Origin of the sequence: Streptomyces broussonetiae (assembly GCF_009796285.1) — a bacterium.
GTDB lineage: Bacteria > Actinomycetota > Actinomycetes > Streptomycetales > Streptomycetaceae > Streptomyces > Streptomyces broussonetiae.
Map to the genome: position 1 here is coordinate 5,161,081 of NZ_CP047020.1, position 21,041 is coordinate 5,182,121.

Annotated in this window: 18 protein-coding genes; 11 read left to right on the forward strand and 7 right to left on the reverse strand. The window is 71.4% G+C overall.

The window, feature by feature from the left end; translation table 11 throughout:
- The first annotated feature begins 122 nt into the window (after window positions 1-122).
- The 7 genes from GQF42_RS23945 to GQF42_RS23975 all read left to right on the forward strand — a co-directional run bounded on the left by GQF42_RS23945 (window position 123) and on the right by GQF42_RS23975 (window position 8,282).
- The gene (locus GQF42_RS23945) at window positions 123-1,298 is read left to right on the forward strand and encodes an alpha/beta hydrolase (RefSeq protein WP_158923094.1); all 1,176 of its coding nucleotides are present in this window, start codon (window positions 123-125) and stop codon (window positions 1,296-1,298) included.
- On the forward strand, window positions 1,291-2,496 hold the full coding sequence (locus GQF42_RS23950) for an acyltransferase family protein (protein WP_158923096.1): 1,206 nt from the start codon (window positions 1,291-1,293) through the stop codon (window positions 2,494-2,496). Before GQF42_RS23945 ends, GQF42_RS23950 begins: the two co-directional genes overlap by 8 nt.
- A 10-nt stretch (window positions 2,497-2,506) precedes the next feature.
- On the forward strand, window positions 2,507-4,075 hold the full coding sequence (locus tag GQF42_RS23955; RefSeq protein ID WP_233273442.1) for a sensor histidine kinase: 1,569 nt from the start codon (window positions 2,507-2,509) through the stop codon (window positions 4,073-4,075).
- Entirely contained in the window at window positions 4,072-4,758 is a 687-nt protein-coding gene (locus GQF42_RS23960) for a response regulator transcription factor (RefSeq protein ID WP_158923100.1), read from the forward strand. The genes GQF42_RS23955 and GQF42_RS23960 overlap by 4 nt, the downstream gene beginning before the upstream one ends.
- 272 nt (window positions 4,759-5,030) lie before the next feature.
- Window positions 5,031-6,377: a histidine kinase gene (locus GQF42_RS23965; protein ID WP_158923102.1), complete on the forward strand. Its 1,347-nt coding sequence runs from the start codon at window positions 5,031-5,033 to the stop codon at window positions 6,375-6,377.
- Window positions 6,374-7,039 (forward strand): response regulator, encoded by a 666-nt coding sequence (locus GQF42_RS23970; RefSeq protein WP_158923104.1) that lies wholly within the window; start codon window positions 6,374-6,376, stop codon window positions 7,037-7,039. Before GQF42_RS23965 ends, GQF42_RS23970 begins: the two co-directional genes overlap by 4 nt.
- 19 nt (window positions 7,040-7,058) lie before the next feature.
- Window positions 7,059-8,282 (forward strand): cytochrome P450, encoded by a 1,224-nt coding sequence (locus GQF42_RS23975; protein WP_158923106.1) that lies wholly within the window; start codon window positions 7,059-7,061, stop codon window positions 8,280-8,282.
- A gap of 16 nt (window positions 8,283-8,298) precedes the next feature.
- On the opposite strand, the gene GQF42_RS23980 is transcribed toward GQF42_RS23975, so the two are convergent.
- Both GQF42_RS23980 and GQF42_RS23985 read right to left on the reverse strand, forming a co-directional pair.
- Window positions 8,299-9,882: an ABC transporter permease gene (locus GQF42_RS23980; RefSeq protein WP_158923108.1), complete on the reverse strand. Its 1,584-nt coding sequence runs from the start codon at window positions 9,880-9,882 to the stop codon at window positions 8,299-8,301.
- Window positions 9,879-10,790: an ABC transporter ATP-binding protein gene (locus GQF42_RS23985; RefSeq protein ID WP_158923110.1), complete on the reverse strand. Its 912-nt coding sequence runs from the start codon at window positions 10,788-10,790 to the stop codon at window positions 9,879-9,881. Before GQF42_RS23985 ends, GQF42_RS23980 begins: the two co-directional genes overlap by 4 nt.
- 74 nt (window positions 10,791-10,864) lie before the next feature.
- Here GQF42_RS23985 and GQF42_RS23990 point away from each other — a divergent pair, with 74 nt between their 5' ends.
- Window positions 10,865-11,365: a GbsR/MarR family transcriptional regulator gene (locus tag GQF42_RS23990; RefSeq protein ID WP_199272769.1), complete on the forward strand. Its 501-nt coding sequence runs from the start codon at window positions 10,865-10,867 to the stop codon at window positions 11,363-11,365.
- Window positions 11,366-11,371: 6 nt separating this feature from the next.
- Here GQF42_RS23990 and GQF42_RS23995 read toward each other — a convergent pair whose 3' ends face one another.
- Window positions 11,372-12,883, reverse strand: coding sequence for an APC family permease (locus GQF42_RS23995; protein ID WP_158923114.1), 1,512 nt, complete (start codon window positions 12,881-12,883; stop codon window positions 11,372-11,374).
- 287 nt (window positions 12,884-13,170) lie between these two features.
- On the reverse strand, window positions 13,171-13,992 hold the full coding sequence (locus GQF42_RS24000) for a diacylglycerol kinase family protein (protein ID WP_158923116.1): 822 nt from the start codon (window positions 13,990-13,992) through the stop codon (window positions 13,171-13,173).
- A 197-nt stretch (window positions 13,993-14,189) separates the two neighbouring features.
- Between GQF42_RS24000 and GQF42_RS24005 the strand changes: the two genes are divergently transcribed.
- The 3 genes from GQF42_RS24005 (at window position 14,190) to GQF42_RS24015 (ending at window position 17,820) form a co-directional block, all read left to right on the forward strand.
- Window positions 14,190-15,473 (forward strand): adenylosuccinate synthase, encoded by a 1,284-nt coding sequence (locus tag GQF42_RS24005; protein WP_158923118.1) that lies wholly within the window; start codon window positions 14,190-14,192, stop codon window positions 15,471-15,473.
- A gap of 46 nt (window positions 15,474-15,519) precedes the next feature.
- The gene (locus GQF42_RS24010) at window positions 15,520-15,747 is read left to right on the forward strand and encodes a hypothetical protein (RefSeq protein ID WP_158923120.1); all 228 of its coding nucleotides are present in this window, start codon (window positions 15,520-15,522) and stop codon (window positions 15,745-15,747) included.
- A gap of 255 nt (window positions 15,748-16,002) precedes the next feature.
- Window positions 16,003-17,820 (forward strand): bifunctional metallophosphatase/5'-nucleotidase, encoded by a 1,818-nt coding sequence (locus tag GQF42_RS24015; protein WP_158923122.1) that lies wholly within the window; start codon window positions 16,003-16,005, stop codon window positions 17,818-17,820.
- A gap of 67 nt (window positions 17,821-17,887) precedes the next feature.
- Here GQF42_RS24015 and GQF42_RS24020 read toward each other — a convergent pair whose 3' ends face one another.
- The 3 genes from GQF42_RS24020 to GQF42_RS24030 all read right to left on the reverse strand — a co-directional run bounded on the left by GQF42_RS24020 (window position 17,888) and on the right by GQF42_RS24030 (window position 20,963).
- Window positions 17,888-19,345, reverse strand: coding sequence for a hypothetical protein (locus tag GQF42_RS24020; RefSeq protein ID WP_158923124.1), 1,458 nt, complete (start codon window positions 19,343-19,345; stop codon window positions 17,888-17,890).
- Window positions 19,346-19,515: 170 nt separating this feature from the next.
- On the reverse strand, window positions 19,516-20,166 hold the full coding sequence (locus tag GQF42_RS24025) for a hypothetical protein (protein ID WP_158930499.1): 651 nt from the start codon (window positions 20,164-20,166) through the stop codon (window positions 19,516-19,518).
- 101 nt (window positions 20,167-20,267) lie between these two features.
- Window positions 20,268-20,963 carry a GntR family transcriptional regulator gene (locus GQF42_RS24030; RefSeq protein ID WP_158923126.1) on the reverse strand — a complete coding sequence of 232 codons (696 nt, stop codon included), beginning with the start codon at window positions 20,961-20,963 and terminating at the stop codon, window positions 20,268-20,270.
- Between the last annotated feature and the right edge of the window lie 78 nt (window positions 20,964-21,041).

Here is a 21,041-nt window from a genome sequence, read left to right on the forward strand (position 1 = left end):
CCCGTAGTACCTGAGAGCTACCCCGCAGGACAGCTCTCGGGCGGGACGCCGACGACACGCCCCGATCCATAACTTCCTTCTCGGATGAGCCCGATGGCCGGGCATCCGAAAGGAAGCCGACCATGGGCCGCGCCCACCCACAGCCCCCCACACCGCCCCTCGCCGACGAGGCCACCTCACACATACCGGTGGACTCCGGTTCGGCCCTGCCCTTCCCGTCCCGCGGACTGCGGCCGCCGGCGGCGAACCCGTCCCGCGAGGGCCCCCCGCACCCGACGACGAAACGGTCACGAGCGGTGCGGTCGGGAAACCGCATCCCGCCGAAGCCGAAACGCGCCCGCATCCGACGATGGCGCCGCGCCCTTCTCGCCACCCTCCTGACCACCGCCATCGCCGCCCCCCTCTCCGCCGCCACCGCCCACCCCCGGATCCCCGCCCCCCGCCCCGCCTCCCTCCCCGCACTCACGGCGGCAACCCTCCACACCACCTACGAAGCCAACCGAGCCGATGCCACCGAGGCCGCCCGCATGGCCGCGGCCCACGGCGACAGCCACCGCGCCGCCGCCGACCGAGCCCTCGCCGCCCCCACCCGCCATCTCCTCACCTTCGACGGCCGGGGCACCGGCCGGGCCACGGAGGTCCTCGGCGACCTCGCCCACGCCGACCGCATCGCCGTCCTGGTCCCGGGCTCGGACACCTCCCTGGACACCTACGCCCGCTTCCACAGGACCGCCGCGGCGCTGTACGCGGACCTCACCCACCGCGCCCGCCGGGGCACCCGCGTCGCCGTCATCGCCTGGCTCGGCTACGAGACCCCGGCCACGGTCAGCACCACCGTCACCACGACCGCCCGCGCCGACGAAGCCGCCCCCCGCCTGCGGGCCTTCGTCCGAGGCCTGCGCGCGGCGGCCGAGCCGCGGGCGCACACGGCCCTGATCTGCCACTCCTACGGCACGGTCGTCTGCGGCCGAGCCGCCCCCGGCCTGGACGCCGACGACATCGTCCTGGTCGGCAGCCCCGGCACCGGCGCCGGCTCCGCCGCCGCCCTGCACGCCCGCGCCCGGATCTGGGCCGCCCGCGGCGGCGGCGACTGGATCGCCCATGTCCCGCACGTCAGCGTGCACCTCTTCGGCGCCACGATCGGCTTCGGCACCGACCCGGTCTCCCGCGCCTTCGGCGCCCGGGTCTTCGACGCCGCCGACGCCCAGCACAGCGGCTACTTCACCCCGGGCTCGGTCTCTCTCGCCAACCTGGCCCGGATCACCCTCGGCGAGACCTCGGAGGTGACCCGTGCCTGAGCCCGCCGTACTCCACCCCCTGCAGGCCCTTCGCCGTACCGTCCACCACGTCGACTCCGCCACCCCCGCCACCCGGGACCGGGCGGTCGACGCCCTGCGGGCCTGGGCGATCCTCGGTGTCGTCCTGGGCCACTGGCTGGTGACCGCGCTGGTCGCGCGGGACGGCGGCCTGCACACCACCAGCCCGCTGCAGCACATGCCCTGGCTGGCCCCGATCTCCTGGCTGTTCCAGAGCCTGGCCGTGTTCTTCCTGGTCGGCGGCCATGTGGCGACCCGTGGCCTGGCCGCCGCCCGTGCCAGAGGCGAGACCTACGGATCCTGGCTGCGCGCCCGTCTGACCCGCCTGCTGCGCCCGGTGGCCGCGCTGCTGTGCCTGTGGGCGGTGGCCGCCACGGCCCTCCTGGCCACCGGCACCCCGCCGGCCACCGTCGAGACCCTGGTCAAACTGGCCCTGTCCCCCCTGTGGTTCCTGCTGGTCCTCACCGCCCTGACGGCCGCCACCCCGCTGCTCACCCGCCTCAACCCCCTGTGGCCGCTGGCCGTCGTCCTGCACGTGGACCTGCTCCGCTTCGGCCTGCACCTCGGCCCGTCCTGGCTCGCCTGGCTGAACCTGCCGGCCGGCTGGCTGGTGCCGTACACCCTGGGCGCGGCCTGGACCCGGGGGGAACTGGACAGCCGCCGCGCGGCCTGGGTCCTCTTCCTCGGCGGTACGACAGCCACGGCCGTGCTCATCGGCTTCGCGGGCTACCCGGCGTCCATGGTCGGCGTCCCCGGCGCGAAGATCTCCAACCTCAATCCCCCGACGCTCGCGGCCGTCGCCTTCGGCCTGGCCCAGTGCGGCCTGGCCCTTCTGCTGCGCGACCGGCTGCGCCGCGCGATGGCCCGGCCGCTGCTCTGGACGGCGGTGGCCCTCGTCAACCTCTCCGCGATGACGATCTTCCTGTGGCACCAGACGGCCATGATGACAACGACGGCCACGGGTCTGGCGGCCGGCCGGCTGCCCGGTCTGCACACCGCACCCGATTCCCTGGCCTGGGTGACGTACCGGCTCGCCTGGTTGCCCGTGTTCGCCCTGGTCCTGGCCGGGTGTCTCGCGGCCTTCCGCCACCACGAACAGGACTCGCGCCGTCCCCGGAACCGTACGTCGCACGTGGTCCGTCGGCACCTGCCCCCAGCGAAGGCCCCGCACAATGCCTAGTGTTGACCTCGTGAAGCCCGCGGCCGCCGACGACGAGAACGACCGACAGCGGCGCCCCGCACCCGCACACACGCGGGGAGCCGAAGGCGCCCCCGAACCCGGCATCGGCACAGCCGCTTCCACCCGGCGCCGCCGCCTGCGCACCTGGCTGGGCGAGAACCCCTCGCCCCACTCACCCCCCTTCGCCCGGTACCGCTGGCTGCGGCTGCTCACCTTCCTCCTCATCGGCTACACCGCCCTGGGGATCGGCCTGGGCGGCGGCGAGCAGTTGGCCGACGGGTACCGGTTCAGCACCGCCGTAGGTCTTCTTCTCGGCCTCGCGCAGGGCGCGACCGTCGTCCTGGCCATCTGGCGTCCCGTGCCCGCCTGGGCCGCGTCCCTCGCCGCCGCCCTGCTCACCGCCCTGCTCGCCCGCCCGCATCTGGCGACGGACGCGCCCGCCAACACGTCCTGGCCCTGGTCGACGCCCGTGCTGCTGGCCCACATGGTGGTGCTGGTGCTCCTGGCCCTGCGCACCCGGCTGCGCGGCACGCTCACCGCGCTGGGCCTGACCGTGCTGGTGACCGGGGTGGTGCAGGGCCCGATCGGCGCGACGAAGTACGCCTCCACCGGCGTGATCGCGGTCGCCCTCTTCTCCGTCGCCGTGCTCACCGGCACCGCGCTGCGCAGCCGCAGCGAGGCCCGTACGCAGCTGGCCCGGCAGACGACGATCACCGCGGAGGAGCGGGCCCGCCGGGCGCTGCTGGAGGAGCGCAGCCGTATCGCGCGCGAGCTGCACGACGTGGTCGCCCACCACATGTCGGTGATCTCGATCCAGGCGCAGGTGGCGCCCCACCTGGTGGAGAACCCCTCCGAGGAGCTGAGGGAGAACCTCACCGGCATCCGCAACAACGCCCTGGAGGCGCTGACCGAGCTGCGCCGTGTCCTCGGTGTGCTGCGTTCCGAGGGCCCGGTGGACCCGGAGGCCGTGGACGACGCCTACCGGCTCTCCGCTCCCGGTACCGGCTCGGCCCCCGACGCCCCGCAGCCGAATCTGGCCCGGCTGGACGCCCTGATCGAGAACACGCGCGCGGCCGGTGCGGACGTCGTCATGAAGGTGGAGGGCGAGGCGCGCGGCTATCCGCCCGGCGTGGAGCTGTCGGCGTACCGGATCGTCCAGGAGGCCCTGAGCAACGTCCTGCGGCACGCCCCGGGTTCCTCGGCCAGCGTGGAGGTTCTCCACTACCACCACGGGATATGCCTGGACGTCATCAACTCCCGCCCCAGCCGCCCCGCGCCGCCGTCCCCGGGCAGTGGCCACGGTCTGCTCGGCATGCGGGAGCGCGCGGCGATGCTGGGCGGGCACGTCGTCGCGACGGGTGACGGGCACGGCGGCTTCCGGGTCACGGCGTTCCTGCCGCGCGAGGGCACCCCGGCGTCGGCCGACACCGGCGGGCCCGCGACCTCCACGCACCCGCCCGGGCCGCCGCACCCGCCCGGGCAACTGTCCGCGCCCGGGCCGCTGCCCTCGCTCCCGCCGGCACCCCCCGCATCCGATCCGCACAGACCCGAGCCCCCGACAGGAGAACAGGCCCCATGACGAGCGGTGTCGGCACCATCCGCGTACTCATCGCCGACGACCAGCAAATGGTCCGGCAGGGTTTCACCGTGCTGCTCAACACCCAGCCCGACATCGAGGTGGTCGGACAGGCGGTGGACGGGCGGGACGCGATCGCCCGGACCGCCGAACTGGCCCCGGACGTGGTGCTGATGGACATCCGGATGCCCGAGATGGGCGGCCTGGAGGCGACCCGGCGGATCACGGTCGAGCATCCCGCCGTCAAGGTGCTCGTGCTGACCACGTTCGACCTGGACGAGTACGTGTACGAGGCGCTGCGGGCCGGGGCCTCCGGATTTCTGCTCAAGGACGCCTCCGCGGACAAGCTGGCCGAGGCGGTGCGGGTGGTGGCCGCGGGCGACGCGCTGCTCGCGCCCGGCATCACCCGGCGGCTCATCGCCGAGTTCTCCCGGCTGGACGGCGGAGGCGGCCAGACCCCGCTCAAGCAGCGCGTCGGCGATCTCACGGAGCGGGAGACGGAGGTGCTGGCGCTGATCGCGCAGGGCCTGTCCAACGCGGAGATCGCCGAGCGGCTGGTCGTGGCCGAACAGACCGTGAAGACACATGTGAGCCGGATCCTGGTGAAGCTGGGGCTCAGGGACCGCACCCAGGCGGCGATCTTCGCCTTCGATTCCGGCCTGGTCCGCCCGGGAGGCGGCCGCTGACCCGCACGGCCCCGTCGGCATCATCCGCCGGCCCAGGCCCAGGCCCAGGCCCAGGCCCAGGCCCAGGACCTGATCCCCGGTCCGGGGCCGCCGGTCGCCGGCCTCCGGACTCCGGCGCCTCGAACCCCCCGACCCCGAACCCCGCGACCCCGAACTCCGACCCCGAACCCCGAGACCTCGACCCCCGGACCCCGTAGTACCTGAGAGGGACCCCCAAGGACCCCTCTCGAAGGGGACGACCGCGACCACCGGTCCGGCCTACCGTTTTGTACGTGACCGAGACGACGCACACGCAGACGACACCGCCGGGCCGGGCCGACCGGCCGCGCAGCCCGGAGTTCCGGCTTGCCGCGGGCGCCCTGCGGGGGCTGCGGCAGGACCTGTTCCAGGACGCCTTCGCCTACGACCCGCTGCCCCGCACGGCCGATGCGGGACCGATCACCCGGCGGCTGCCGGGCCGGGCGCGGGAGTACGCGGCCTGGTCCCCGCACCTGCTGGTGGCCGTCGGCGCTGCGGTGGCCATGTTCGCCGCCGTGACGCACCCGCAGGCGCCCCCGGTGGCGCTGCTGTGCGGGCTGCTCGCGGCGGTTCCGGTTCTGCTGACGCTGGTGCGTCCGGTGGGCGCGTTCTGGATGTCGCTGGCGGCCGCGGTCGTCACGTCCGTGATCGACCGCGCCGAGGGCGGCTGGCCGTGGATGCCGGGCAGCTTCATCTCCCACCTGCTGGTCCTCACGATCGTCGCGATACGCACCCGCCCGCGCACGGCGGCCTGGATGTGGGCGCTGACCGCGTTGTTCGGCTTCTTCTCCGGGACGGTCTTCAGCCGGGGGGCCTACGACTCCAACACCGCCCCCATGCTGTTCCTGTCGGCGCTGATCCTGCTGATCGTCACGGTCTGGCACATACGGCGGGAGGCCCGGCAGGAGATGTCCGCGCAGCAGACGGCGACGGCCAACGAGCGCTCGCGGCGCACGCTGCTGGAGGAGCGCACGACGATCGCCCGTGAGCTGCACGACGTGGTCGCGCATCACATGTCGGTGGTCGCCATCCAGGCGGAGGCCGCGCCGTACCGGGTGGAGAATCCGCCCCCGGAGCTGGAGAAGGCGTTCGTCACCATCCGCGAGAACGCGGTGGCGGCCCTGACCGAGCTGCGCCGGGTGCTGGGGGTCGTCCGCGCGGAGGACTACGAGGCCCCGGACGCCCCGCAGCCCACCCTCGCCGATCTGGACGCGCTGCTCGCCAATGTGCGCGAGGCCGGCCTGACGGTGGACAAGACGGTGACCGGCGCGGTCCGTGAACTCCCGCAGGGTGTCGAGCTGTCGGCGTACCGCATGGTGCAGGAGGCCCTCAGCAACAGCCTGCGGCACGCGCCGGGAGCGGGCGCCCGCGTGGAGATCGGCTACGTCCTCGGCGGCCTGGGCCTGCGGATAGTCAACGGCCCGCCGCCGGCCCCGCACCTGATCAAGCCCTCGCCCGGCGCCGGGCACGGCATCACGGGCATGCGGGAGCGGGTCTCGATGCTGAACGGCGAGATGACGGCGGCCCCGACGGACGACGGGGGCTATGAGGTGTCGGTGTTCCTGCCGGTGCCGGCCGCCGCGAGCGAAGGGGACGTATGACCATCCGCGTGCTGATCGCGGACGACCAGATGATGGTCCGCGAGGGCTTCTCGGTCCTGCTGAACGCGATGCCGGACATCGAGGTCGTCGGCGAGGCCGTCAACGGGAGGGAGGCGGTGCGGCGGGTCCGGGAGCTTGCCCCGGACGTCGTCCTGATGGACATCCGGATGCCGGAGCTGAACGGCATCGAGGCGACCCGGGAGATCGTCGCGGCGGACGCGGCGGCGAAGGTGCTGGTGCTGACCACCTTCGACCTCGACGAGTACGTGTACCAGGCGTTGCGGGCAGGCGCCTCCGGCTTCCTGCTGAAGGACGCCTCGGCCCGCCAACTGGCCGACGGCGTGCGGGTGGTGGCCTCCGGTGAGGCGCTGCTGGCCCCCTCGGTCACCAAGCGGCTGATCACGGAGTTCTCCCGTCTGGCGGAGCCGGTGCGGCTGGCGCCGACGGCCCAGACGGCCTACGGCGAGCTGACGGAACGGGAGACGGAGGTGCTGGTGCTGATCGCGCAGGGCCTGTCGAACGCGGAGATCGCGGAGCGCCTGGTGGTGGCCGAGTCGACGATCAAGACCCATGTGAGCCGGATCCTGGTGAAGCTGGGGCTCAGGGACCGCACCCAGGCGGCGGTGTTCGCGTACGAGGCGAGGCTGGTCACGCCGGGGTGAGCCGGGCTAGCGTCCCTGCATGGCAGTGCTTGCGGACCTCGCTTTCGACCCTTGGGATCCCGGGTTCCTGGCGGACCCGTATCCGGCCTATGCAGAGTTGCGGGCGCGTGGCCGGGTGATCCGGTACGAGCCGACCGACCAGTGGCTGGTGCCGCACCACGCGGACGTCTCGGCGCTGTTGCGGGACCGGCGGCTGGGCCGTACGTACCAGCACCGGTTCTCGCACGAGGACTTCGGGCGGACGGCGCCCCCGGCCGAGCACGAGCCGTTCCACACCCTCAACGATCACGGGATGCTCGATCTGGAGCCGCCGGATCACACGCGGATCCGGCGCCTGGTGTCCAAGGCGTTCACGCCACGGACCGTGGAGCGGCTCGCGCCGTATGTGCGGGGCCTTGCGGACGAGCTGGTGGCGGGGCTGGTCCGGGAGGGCGGCGGGGATCTGCTGACCGATGTGGCGGAGCCGCTGCCGGTCGCGGTGATCGCCGAGATGCTGGGCATTCCCGAGGCGGACCGGGGGCAGTTGCGGCCGTGGTCGGCGGACATCTGCGGGATGTACGAGCTGAGTCCGTCGAGGGAGGCGGCGACCAGGGCGGTGCGGGCGTCCGTGGAGTTCTCGGGGTTTCTGCGGGAGTTGATCGCCGCCCGGCGCAGGGAGCCGCGGGAGGATCTGATCTCCGGGCTGATCGCGGCGCACGACGAGGACGACGACCGGCTGACCGAGCAGGAGATGATCTCCACGGCGGTGCTGCTGCTCAACGCGGGGCACGAGGCGACGGTCAACGCCACGGTGAACGGATGGCTGGCGCTGTTCCGGAATCCGGAGCAGCTCGCCCGCCTGCGCGCCGATCACTCCCTGGTGCCCGCCGCCGTGGAGGAGCTGCTGCGCTACGACACCCCGCTGCAGCTCTTCGAGCGCTGGGTGCTGGACGACATCGAGATCGACGGTACGACGGTCCCGAGGGGCGCGGAGATCGCGATGCTCTTCGGGTCGGCCAATCACGATCCCGAGGTGTTCGACCGGCCCGGGCGCCTGGACCTCGGGCGGCCGGACAATCCGCACATCTCCTTCAGCGCGGGGATCCATTACTGCATCGGCGCGCCCCTGGCCCGGATCGAGCTGGCGGCCTCGATGCGGGCCCTGCTGGAGCAGGCCCCCGCCCTTGCCCTGGCGGCGGAGCCGGAGCGCAGGCCGAACTTCGTGATGCGGGGGCTGAAGGGGCTGCGCGTGCAGGTGGCCTGATCAGCCGGCGGGCGGATCAGCCGGCGGCCAGGTCCCGGCGGCGCAGTCCCGCCAGACCGCCTGCCACCAGCAGGGCGGCGAGGACGAGCAGGACGCCGACCGGGGTCCAGTCGAGGTGGCCGCCGGGCAGCTTGGGCAGATGGCCGAAGGGGGAGAGGTCCAGCACGGGCGCGGGGACGTTCAGCGCCGGTCCGATCCAGCCGATCAGCAGGGCCGCGCCGGCCACGGCCCAGGCCGCCACCGCTCCCTGCGGCAGGACGCCGAACAGCAGCACGGCGACGCCGCCGATCACCCAGACGGCGGCGACCTGGAGCAGGCAGGCGCCGAGGACCGGTCCGACCTGTTCTCCGTAGCCGACGGCGAAGCCCAGCCCGGCCAGCAGCATGATCAGGGCCGCGCCGCCGAAGGCGATGAGCAGGTGTCCGGCGGCCCAGCGCAGCCGGCCCACGGCACCGGCCAGCACCGGTTCGGCGCGTCCGGAGGTCTCCTCGGTGTTCAGCCGCAGCACGGACGAGACGACGTAGAGCGCGGCGACCAGGCCGAGCATGTCCACCATCGCGGCGAGGAAGGCGTCCGTGAGCCCCGAGTGTCCGCCCATGCGCCGGAAGATCTCGCGTGCCTGGGCGTTGTCGCCGACGAGCTTGGCCGCGCCGTCCGTCAGCCCGCCGTAGACGACTCCGGCGAGGAAGAAACCGAGGCTCCAGCCGAGCACGCTGCCGCGCTGCAGCCGCCAGGCCAGCGCGCCCGCGGTGCCGAGGCGGCCCGTCGCCGGTCCCGGCCGGGTCGGCAGGAAGCTCAGGCCGATGTCCCGGCGCCCGGCCAACGCGTAGGCGCAGCAGGCCTGCAGGACCGTGGCGGCCGCGAACAGCAGCAGGACCCACCAGCGTTCGGCCGCGAAGGCGCGCAGGTTCTCCAGCCAGCCCAGCGGGGAGAGCCAGGTGAGCACGGACGAGCCGGTGGAGGAGGCCGAGTCGCCGGCCGCGCGCAGCACGAAGGCCGCGCCCAGCACGGCCGCCGTGAGTCCCCGGGCCAGCCGGGCGCTCTCGGTCAGCTGGGCGGTGATCGCCGCCGTCGTGGCGAAGACCATGCCCGCGCCGGCCACCCCGAGCCCGAAGGCCAGTGCGCCGGAGGCGCCCTGTCCGGCGAGGCCCGCCACGATCAGGACGCCCAGGGCCGCGTTCGCGACCGCCGCCGTCAGCAGGGCCGCGGTGAGGGGGGCCCGGCGCCCGACCATGCCGGAGGAGATCAGTTCCTGCCGCCCGCTCTCCTCCTCGTCCCGGGTGTGCCGTACGACGACGAGCAGGCTCATGACGGCGGCGAGCGCGCCCGCGTACACCCCGACCCGCCAGGCCGTCAGCGCACCGAGCGAGTCGTCGAAGACCGGTCCGACCATGGCGCGCAGCGAGGTGTTGGTGGCCATCTGGTGGCGGAGGCCGGCGCGTTCGGCAGGGGTGCCGTACAGGGCCTTCAGGGTGTTCGGCATGGAGAGGACCATCAGCGCGTTCACGGCCACCCAGACCGGGATCACGGCCCGGTCGCGGCGCAGCGCGAAGCGCACCAGGGTGCCGGTGCCGGTCAGTCGGGAGGCGCGGCCGGTCATGCCGGCACCTCGGTGATCTCGGCGGGCTGGTCCTGGTAGTGCCGCAGGAACAGCTCCTCCAGCGTCGGCGGTGTCGACGTCAGCGAACGCACTCCGGAGGCGCTCAACGAGCGCAGTACGGCGTCGAGCCGGTCGGTGTCGACCTGGAGCCGGACCCGGTGGCCCTGGATGTCGAGGTCGTGCACGCCCGGAAGCCGGGCCAGTCCGTTCGGCGGGCCCACGAGTTCGGCGCTGACGCTGGTGCGGGTGAGGTGGCGCAGGTCGGCGAGCGAGCCGCTCTCCACGGTCCGGCCCTTGCGGATGATGCTGACCCGGTCGCAGAGTTCCTCGACCTCGCCGAGGATGTGCGACGACAGCAGGACCGTACGGCCCCGGTCGCGCTCCTGCTCCACACAGCGCCGGAAGACCTCCTCCATCAGCGGGTCCAGGCCCGAGGTCGGCTCGTCCAGGATCAGCAGGTCGACGTCGGAGGCGAACGCGGCGACGAGGGCGACCTTCTGCCGGTTGCCCTTGGAGTAGGTGCGGCCCTTCTTGGTGGGGTCCAGCTCGAAGCGCTCGATCAGTTCGGCGCGCCGCGCCCGGTCCAGGCCCCCGCGCAGCCGGCCGTAGAGGTCGATGACCTCGCCGCCGGAGAGATTGCGCCACAGGGTCACGTCGCCGGGGACGTAGGCGATACGGCGGTGCACCTCGACGGCGTCCCGCCACGGGTCGTGGCCCAGCACCTGTGCGGCGCCCGCGTCGGCGCGCAGGAGTCCGAGCAGGACGCGGATGGCGGTCGACTTCCCGGCGCCGTTGGGGCCGAGGAAGCCGTGCACCTCACCGGCCTCGACGTCCAGGTCGAGACCGTCCAGCGCGCGGGTACGGCCGAAGGACTTGTGGAGCCCGGAGACCGTGATTGCCTTGGTCATGCCATGGAACGTACGCTACTTTCAGAAATTTGTGAAGTTAAGGAAGCGCATGAATGCCGGATAGGGTGAGAGGCATGACGGAGTCGAGTACGCCGGGTACGGAGCGGGACCCCGAGTCGGTCTCGCGGTTCGTGGAACGCTTTGCGGCGCAGTTGGTCGAGGCGGGCATGCCGCGCATGGCGTCCCGGGTCTTCGCCGCGCTGCTCGCCTCCGACGACGGCACCCTGACCTCCGCCGAACTGGGCGAACAGCTGAGGATCAGCCCCGCGGCCGTCTCCGGCGCGGTGCGCTACCTCGCCCAGGTCCACATGGTCTCCCGGGAGCGCGAGCCCGGCTCGCGCCGGGAGCGGTACCGGGTGCACAGCAACCAGTGGTACGAGGCCCTCACCAGTCGCGAGACCATCATCAAGCGCTGGGAGGACGCCCTGCGCGAGGGCGTCACCAGCCTCGGCGCCGGCACCCCCGCGGGGCGCCGGCTCGCCGAGACGCTGGACTTCTTCGAGTTCGTGGAGAAGGACGTGGCGCAGATGATGGAGCGGTGGGCGGCGTACCGGGAGCGTAAGTACGGGCGCTGAGCCCGTTCAGCGTTCCTTGGTCTCCTCCAGCACCGTCCGCCCCAGCAGCGCGTAGCGCTGCGGCGCCCGCCGCTTGAGGTACTGCGCGTACCCCACACCCGTCGCCGCGACCGCCGCCACCAGCCACGGTGTCGCCTTCAGCACCAGCGAGCCGGACTCGGGGCCGGCCGCGGCGCCCATGTTGGACACGAGGAGCACCACGACGCCGAGCATCGCGATGCCGCCGATCAGCGGTGCGGCGAAGGTGCGGAACCAGTGGCGGCTCTCGGGGTGGTGGGAGCGGAAGTAGGCCAGCACCGCGAAGGAGCACACGGCCTGGACGACGAGGATCGCCATGGTGCCGAGGATGGCGAGCAGGACGTACGTGCCGGTGTACGGGTCCTTGCCCGCGGCCCAGAACGCGCCGAGCAGCACCGCGGTGACGGCCGTCTGCACCAGTCCGGCGATGTGCGGGGAGCCGTGCCGGGCGTGGGTCCGCCCGACGGTGTTCTTCAGCGAGGGTAGGACACCCTCGCGCCCCAGGGCGTACAGATAGCGGGCGGCGCAGTTGTGGAAGGCCATGCCGCAGGCCAGGGAACCGGTGATCATCAGCCACTGCATGACGTCGACCGCCCAGTGCCCGACATAGCGCTCGGTGGGGTTGAAGAACATCGTCAGCGGGTTGGCGGAGGAGGCGGCCCGCACGGCCTCGGCCTCGCCGTTGCCGGAGATGGCCATCCACGAGACGAAGACGTAGAAGACGCCGACGCCGAGCACGCTGATCATCGTGGCCTTGGGGATGATCTTCTTGGGGTCGCGGGACTCCTCGCCGTACATCGCGGTCGACTCGAAGCCGACCCAGGACCAGAAGGCGAAGAAGAGGCCGAGCCCGGCGGACGTGCCCTTGAAGGCGTTGACCGGGTCGACCGGGGCGAAGGTGAAGCCGTGCGGTCCGCCGCCGTGCAGGGCGACGGACACCGCCATGGCGGCGAGGACGGTCACCTCGGTCGCCAGCAGGACCACCAGCAGCTTCTCGGCGACGCTGACCCCGAACCAGGTGCCGGTCGCGTTGATCGCGAGCATCAGCACGGCGAAGGCCCACCAGGGCACGTGGGTGCCGGTCTGGTCCCGCAGGGTCGTCGTCGCGAAGGTCGAGAAGATGCCGATGAGCGCGGGCTCGAAGACGACGTAGGCGAAGGTCGCGAGCAGCCCGGAGGCGAGGCCGACCGTGCGGCCGAGGCCGTAGGAGATAAAGCCGTAGAAGGCGCCCGTGGACGTGATGTGCTTCGCCATCGAGGTGAAACCGACGGAAAAGATTGCCAGCACGACCATTGCCACGAGATAGCTCGCGGGTGCCCCGATCCCGTTGCCGGACGACACCATGAAGGGCACGTTCCCGGTCATCGCGGTGATCGGCGCGGCCGTCGCCACGGCCATGAACACCACACCCAGCAGTCCTACGGCATTGGGTTTCAGCCGGTGAACCGCCTCGTCGCCGTCCGTTCCCGCCACTGGGGCAACGCCCTCTTCCACTGCCATCGGGTGGCCCCCTCCGTGTCCGGTTCCATGGGTCCTGGTGGGTCCTGATGGAGCAGGATGGTGGATCGGACGGGGGCACGGGAAGGGGTCGGCCGGGTTAAATATTTGTCACCAGACCATTGGGCTGCCCTTTTTGACTCCCAGTACGGAGAGCGTGTTCGTTCGGCTACGTTGAGTGGCGTCCGGCCGCGGCCACCAGGCGCGCATCAGCCGGTCGTTCGGTGAGAATCGAGATTCCGGATCCGTTCGGCTGCGTCCTCGACACCACCGGCTTCCGCGCCCCCACCTCAAGCCGAGGGCAGCACCAGCCCCCAGGCCCCCTCCATCACCCGCCACGTGCGCTTGCGTACCGGCCCCGAGACGGCCGCGTCCGCCCGGTAGCGGAAGTCGGGGCCCGTGACCGTCACCGTGTGGCCCGAGGCCCGCAGCGGGGTCGCCTCCGCGCCCACCGACAGCGGCCGGACCTCCACCGCGGCGGTGCCGGAGGTGGTCGGTATGACCGTCACCGCCTCCACCGGGTGGGCCAGGTCCACGAGGGTCTCGCCGTCGACCTCCACCCTGAGCCGGGCCGGGCCGGGGGAGGGGACGGCCGCGAGGCGGACCGGGCGGGGGTTCAGGGTGCGGACCAGTGAGCGGTACCAGGGGGCGGCGGACAGCCGCTCCGGGACGTGCCGCCGGGCCGGGGGGATGGCCAGCTCGGTCAGGACGACGCCGTCGCTGTCGTCGACCAGCAGATCGAGGCGGCGTTCCGTGCCGTCCAGGACCGCGCGGGCCGCGGCCACCGCACCGCAGGGCACGCCCAGGGACTCCGCCAGGGACGCCTCGCCCACGGGGACCACCGACAGGCCGCACCCGGCAAGCTCCCGCTCCCGGTACAGCTGGGTGACCGCTCGTAGCAGAGCGTGGTCGTCGCCGATCACCACCGGCCGCCGAGAACCCCTTCGGCTCAGTGCCCGGGCGAATTCCTCCGGGTCGTCCGGGAGGCACATTTTCGCCGCCGCACCCGCGCTGAGCACGTCTTTCGCGATGCGTACGGACTCGCCGTCCGTCTGCCGTGCCGCCGGATCGATGATCACCAGCAGCTGCTCGGACGTCGCGAAAGTCGCCACCTCGGTCCTGCCTCACTTCCTCGGGTAGCATCTTTGTGCAAGAGCCCCTTGCGCTATTGCGCCAGGGGCTTCGTCTATTCCGGGGCATCCGGTCCGACGGTTGTGCGACCAACGGCGGTCGCTGTGGCACGCGGCGGTGAACCTTACGCCCAAGCCCCCGACCTTGGACATGCCCCGCCCGGAAGGGGTGTACGCGCGTGCCCGCACTTGTGCTGCTCGGTGCTCAGTGGGGTGACGAAGGCAAGGGAAAGGCGACCGACCTGCTCGGTGGCTCGGTGGACTATGTAGTGCGTTACCAGGGCGGCAACAACGCCGGCCACACGGTCGTCGTCGGCGACCAGAAGTACGCGCTCCACCTTCTCCCTTCCGGAATCCTCTCGCCTACTTGTGTTCCGGTCATCGGCAACGGCGTCGTCGTCGACCCGTCGGTCCTGCTCTCCGAGCTGAGCGGTCTGAACGAGCGTGGCGTCGACACGTCCAAGCTCCTGCTCAGCGGTAACGCGCACATCATCACGCCGTACAACGTGACCGTCGACAAGGTGACGGAACGCTTCCTCGGCAAGCGCAAGATCGGCACCACCGGGCGCGGCATCGGCCCGACCTATGCCGACAAGATCAACCGCGTCGGCATCCGGGTCCAGGACCTCTACGACGAGTCGATCCTGACCCAGAAGGTCGAGGCGGCCCTCGACGTCAAGAACCAGATCCTCACCAAGCTGTACAACCGGCGCGCGATCGCCGTCGGCCAGGTGGTCGAGGAGCTGCTGGGCTACGCCGAGCAGATCAAGCCGTACGTCGCCGACACCGTCCTGGTCCTGAACCAGGCGCTGGAGGACGACAAGGTCGTCCTGTTCGAGGGCGGTCAGGGCACCCTTCTCGACATCGACCACGGCACGTACCCCTTCGTCACCTCCTCGAACCCGACCGCGGGCGGTGCCTGCACCGGCGCGGGCGTCGGCCCGACGAAGATCAGCCGGGTCATCGGCATCCTCAAGGCGTACACGACCCGGGTCGGGGCCGGTCCGTTCCCGACCGAGCTGTTCGACGAGGACGGCGAGGCGCTGCGCCGCATCGGCGGCGAGCGGGGCGTGACCACCGGCCGTGACCGCCGCTGCGGCTGGTTCGACGCGGTCATCGCCCGCTACGCGACCCGCGTGAACGGCCTGACCGACTTCTTCCTCACCAAGCTGGACGTCCTGACCGGCTGGGAGCAGATCCCGGTCTGTGTGGCGTACGAGATCGACGGCCGCCGCGTCGAGGAACTGCCGTACTCGCAGACCGACTTCCACCACGCCAAGCCGGTCTACGAGACCTTCCCGGGCTGGTCCGAGGACATCACCAAGGCGAAGTCCTTCTCCGACCTGCCCAAGAACGCCCAGAACTACGTCAGGGCGCTCGAGGAGATGTCCGGCGCCCCGATCTCCGCGATCGGCGTGGGCCCGGGCCGGGACGAGACGATCGAGATCAACTCGTTCCTGTAGGGATCGGCTCCACAGCCGTGCGTTCCGGACGATGCACAATCGGAGTATGAGCGTCCACCGGAACGCACGGTGCCGGGGGCCGTTCGGCGGTGAGGGCGACCGCGCCGACGGCACGGACTGCTCCGACCCGGCCGTCTTCGAGATCGCCCGCTACGGTCTGCCCCCGCTCGCTGTGTGCCCGGTGCATCTCGGGCCCGCCCTGCTGATGGCGAGCGGGGTGCTGTGGCCGCCGGAGATCCGGCTCATCGGCCGCGTCGGCGGCCTCGCGGGATGACCGGCCGCCGCGCTCGTGGGCGGCCCCGGCCGCGACCGACGTCCGGCAACGGCAACGGCAACCAACGCCCGGACTACAGCAGTTGAAAGTTCGGTGACGACGCCCCGGGCTGGTCATGGACATGAACTTCCTTGACCTTCCCTTGGGTTTTTCCTGGTTTCCAGCGGAACCGGAGTGAGGCAAGCATCTACGCGGGTAGTCCCCGCACGACACGCGTAGATGCTTGCCTCACTCCAGCCTTCCCAGGAGCCTTGAATGCCCCTCAGTCCCATGAACCGCCGGGAGTTCGTGAAGAAGTCGGCCGTCACCGGGGCGGCCGTCGCCGCCGCGGGGTCCGTCGCGGCGGCGCCCGCGCAGGCGTCCGAGCAGCGGCCGGGCCACCACCGGCGCACCTGGACGTTCTCCATCCTCGGCACGACGGACCTGCACAGCCACGTCTTCGACTGGGACTACTACAAGGACGCCGCCTACTCCGACAAGGCGGGCAACTCGGTGGGCGTCGCCCGTGTCGCCACGCTCATCAAGCAGCAGCGCGAGACGAAGGGTGAGGACCACGTCCTGCTCGTCGACGCCGGCGACATCATCCAGGGCACCTCGCTCGCCTACTACTTCGCGCGGATCGACCCGATCACCGGGACCGACGGCAAGAAGGGCCCCAGGCACCCGATGGCCGTGGCCATGAACCACATGCGCTACGACGCCGCCGCCCTCGGCAACCACGAGTTCAACTACGGCATCGAGGTGCTGCGCAGGTTCGAGCAGCAGTGCCACTTCCCGCTGCTCGGCGCGAACGCGCTGGACGCGAAGACCCTGAAGCCCGCCTTCCACCCGTACACCGTGAAGCGCATCTGCGTGCCCGGCGCGCCCGACATCAAGGTCGGCATCCTGGGCCTGACCAACCCCGGTATCGCGCTGTGGGACAAGGACAACGTCAGCGGGAAGATGGTGTTCCCGGGCCTGGTGGAGCAGGCGAAGAAGTACGTGCCGCGGCTGCGCGCGCTCGGCTGTGACGTGGTCTTCCTGACCGACCACTCCGGTCTCGACGGCTCCTCCTCGTACGGCGACGAACTGCCCTACGTCGAGAACGCCTCCAACCTCGTCGCCGAGCAGGTCCCCGGCATCGACGCGATCCTCGTCGGCCACACCCACGTCGAGGTGCCGTCGTACACCGTCAAGAACCAGGAGACCGGCGAGGAGGTGCTCCTGTCCGAGCCCTACTGCTGGGGCTACCGGCTCAGCGTCTTCGACTTCGAGGTCGAGCTGGAGCACGGCCGCTGGAAGGTCGTCAGCAAGACCGCGCAGACCCTCAACCCCAACACGGTGGACGAGGACCCGGAGATCAAGAAGCTCCTTCAGGCCGACCACGAGCTGGTCGTGAAGTACGTCAACACGGCGGTCGGCACCTGCACCGAGGACCTCTCGGCGGCGGAGTCCTGCTGGAAGGACGTGCCGATCATGGACTTCATCCAGAAGGTCCAGGCGGAGACGGTGAAGGCGGGCCTGTCGGCGGCCGACGCCGCCCTCCCGCTGATCTCGGTCGCGGCACCGTTCAGCCGCACGGCCGACATCCCCAAGGGCAGCGTCACCATCAAGGACGTCGCCGGGCTCTACATCTACGACAACACCCTGTACGGCAAGAAGCTGACGGGCGCCCAGCTGAAGGACTACCTGGAGTACGCGGCGAAGTACTACCACCAGGTCCCGGCCGGCACGAAGGTCGACACCTCGACGCTGACCAACGCCAACAGCTTCTGGGACTACATGTACGACGTGGCGGCGGGCGTCGACTACGAGATCGACATCGCGCAGGCGGAGGGGTCCCGCATCAAGAACCTCTCCTACAACGGCTCCCCGGTCGCCGACGACCAGGTCTTCGTCGTGGCCGTCAACAACTACCGGGCGAACGGCGGTTCCGGCTACCCGCACATCGCCTCGGCGCCGATCGCGTACAGCTCCACGAACGAGATCCGCCAGCTGATGATCGACTACGTCACCGCCAAGAAGACGCTGGACCCGGCGGACTTCGCGCAGCTCAACTGGAAGCTGACGCAGAACGGTACGCCGGTCTTCTGAGCGGGCGTACGGGCCGCTGCGTGGCGGACCGGGTCGCGCCGGTTCCCGGTCCGCCACGGACCACGTCCTACGGGACCTCGATGTCCCGCTCGGTGATCTTCAGCTGCCTCGGGAGCATGGCCTGGGGCCGCAGCAGATCCTTGAGCAGGTATTTCATCAGCTGCTGCGGGGACATCCCCTTGAGTTTGTCGGCCAGGGCCGGGGTGGTCCGCTCGATCCTGCTCACCTCCAGGACGGCCCGCTCCGCCAGCCCCGGGATGATGTCCTTGCCGGTGAGGATGTTGCGGACGAGCGGCTCCGGGTAGCTCTCCGACTGCCCCTCGGGTCCGTAGACCATCCTGCTCCCGTCGTCGCCCCGGACGTGCGGCCGTACGACGCTCAGCGACTGCGACAGCTTGGGGTCCTGCTCCTGGAGCGCCATGAACTCGTCCAGGTCGGCATCGGTCAGGTTCCCCATGCCCTGCTCGAACCGGCGTACCAGGCGCCGGTATTCGGGATGCTTGCGCTCCTCCTCCGTGTCCCGGGTGGGGAGGAAGGACTCGGTCTCGGCCGGGTCGTTCTCGTCGGCCATCACGGTCGGGAACTCCCGCTGGGCGAAGTCGCTGAGCATCACCCAGCCCTTGGACAGCAGCCCCGACTGCTCGATGTTCAGCCGGATACGGGCCGGCGGCGACGGGTCCTCCTCGTCCTTCGAGAACCTGGTCCCACGGAAGGGTTCGGAGGGATCCTCGATGAAGAAGAAGAGGAACCCCAGGTTCGCCAGCCCGTGTTCGTCGAAGGCCGAGGTGTTGTGCTTGTACTCGAACTCGCTCGCCTCCAGGTCGGCCTTGGTCTTCATGCCGCCGGAGAGCATCAGCCGCGCCCGTCGCTCGGTCGTGTAGTGGCTGAGCACACTGCTGCGGAGCTGGGCCTGCAGACCGTCCCGCATCCGCTTCGCCCAGTCGCCCGACACCTTGGACGTGTCCCCCCGCATGCCCTCCACGTTCTTGCGGGAGAGCTTGTCGAAGTACGCGCGGCCGTACTTCTCCCCGAACCAGCCGGGGTTGAAGCGCTCCCGCATCCGGGCGAAGGCATAGGGCCAGTACTGGTCCGTCCACAGCTGTCCGTTGTCGACCATCATGGTGTACGGGCCGCCGTCGGAGGCCAGATAGCGTTCCAGCCGCCGGGCGCGCTCCTCGATCGCCGCCTTCTGCTGGTCGACTCCCTGCCGCAGCCCGGTCACCCGGCCCCGGTCCCCGTCCGACAGCCCGTCGGTGCTCTCGAGATCCGCCACTTCCTGGTCGAGGCGCAGGATCGTGGTGTGCCGCTTGAGCACACTGGTGTTGCCGTCGCGGGCGGCCTCCCTCAGCCGGGCCTCCAGCTCGTCCAGCGAGGACGTCCGGGCCGCGGTGTCGGCGGGCATGCGCTGCACGGGAGCGGCCTGGCCGCGCCGCAGGGCCTCCGTCACCGCTGCGTTGCCCGCACCGCGCGGCAGGGTGTGCAGCGTGGCGGCGGGCGTGGACTGCGTCGAGGCTCGCGACGTCACCGTGCGCCGGGCAGTGACCTGAGCGTCTTGTCTCTCATGCGCATGCATGTCACCCGAGTCTCGCAGCACCGACCGCGCCCCACCAGGGAACACGAGGGCACAGTGGATGCCCCAACGGTCACTTCGCGGCGTGCGCGAGGAACGCGGACCACGCCGTGGGCGCCGTGTCCTCAGCTGAAGACGATCATCGAGCCCTGGGCCAGGGAGCGGGTCGCCGCCGCGTGCAGGCCCAGCCACACATGCCGTTCGCGGGCGAAGGGACTGGGGTCGTACGGACCCGGGACCGCCGGTTCCTCCAGCTCCGTCGGGGCCGTGGGGGCGGCCGGGGCCGCCGGGGGGTTCGCCGGGTCGATGCCGATCGACGGAGCCACGTGTTCCAGTTCCCTCAGCAGGGTCTGGGAGCTGCCCAACGGGCCGCCGCCCGCGAGGAGTTCGTCGTTGGAGAGCGGGTGCGGAAAGTCGACGGGGACGTATGCGCCCGCGTGGTCGTAGTGCCAGACCAGGTGGGACTGCTGGGCCGTGGACTCGAACATCTCCAGCAGCTGCTCGTAGTCGCCGCCCAGTTCGCCGACCGGGGTCACCGGCAGACCGCAGACCTGGAGCAGGTAGGCGCGGCGCAGGAAGTGCAGGGCGTCGTAGTCGAAGCCGGCCACCGGGGCGACCTCGCCGGACAGTCCCGGCATGTACTGGTACACGGGCACCGGCGGGAGGCCGGCCGCCGTCAATGCGTTGTTGTACTGCGTGAGTTCCTCGGCGAACGGGTTGTCGGGGGTGTGGCACAACACGTCCACGAGCGGTACCAGCCACAGGTCGCAGGCCAAAGAGGGCTCCTCGCACACAGAAGGGTCCACGCGGGGGGTGTCTGGGAAGAGTAATCGGTGTTGCACCGGGTTGCTCCCCGTGTGCGCACGGTACCGGTCACCTAGCGCGTGGTCAGGTCCTCCAGCAGCGCCAGGGAGTGGGCGTTGGAGGCGGCGACGATCTCGCGCGCGGCCTCGGCCTCGCGGCGGGCGAGCGCGTCGACCAGGTCCGTGTGCCCCGCCCACAGACGGCCGCGCAGATCGGGCAGGCGCAGCAGGTGCTGGACCGCGCAGACCCAGGACTGCACGCGCAGGCGGTTGAGGAAGTCGGCGAGGTAGGGGTTGCCGAACAGGGCGCTCAGCTCGCGCCAGAAGCGCAGGTCGTAGCCGATGAGGATGGTGAGGTCACCGGCCGTGGCGGCGCGCTGGGCCTCCTCGCCGCGGCGGCGGACGGTGGCCAGGGCAGCGGCCGTACGGGGGTCGTCCGGCGGGGTGCGGAAGGCGGGGTGGCCGCCTCCGAGGGACTGGAACATGCCGTCGGTGACCAGGCAGCGGGCCTCGATCATGTTCCGGTAGTCGGCGACGGAGTACTCCGGCACGCGAAAGCCGCGGTGCTGGTCGGCCTCGAGTATGCCCTGGGCGGACAGGTCGACCAGCGCCTCGCGGACGGGGGTCGCGGAGACGCCGTACTGCTCGGCGATCTCCTTGACGGTGAACGCCCGGCCCGGCTGCAGCCGCCCGGCCAGCACCTCGTCGCGGAGCGCGTCCGCGATCTGCTGGCGCAGGGTGCTGCGTGTCACAGCGCCGGTGCCGGGCATGGTGGGGTCTCTCCTCGCGCGTGGGTGACGTACTCGCGTACCTCTCGTCCTTCTTACGAGCACGTCACCTTACGCGTT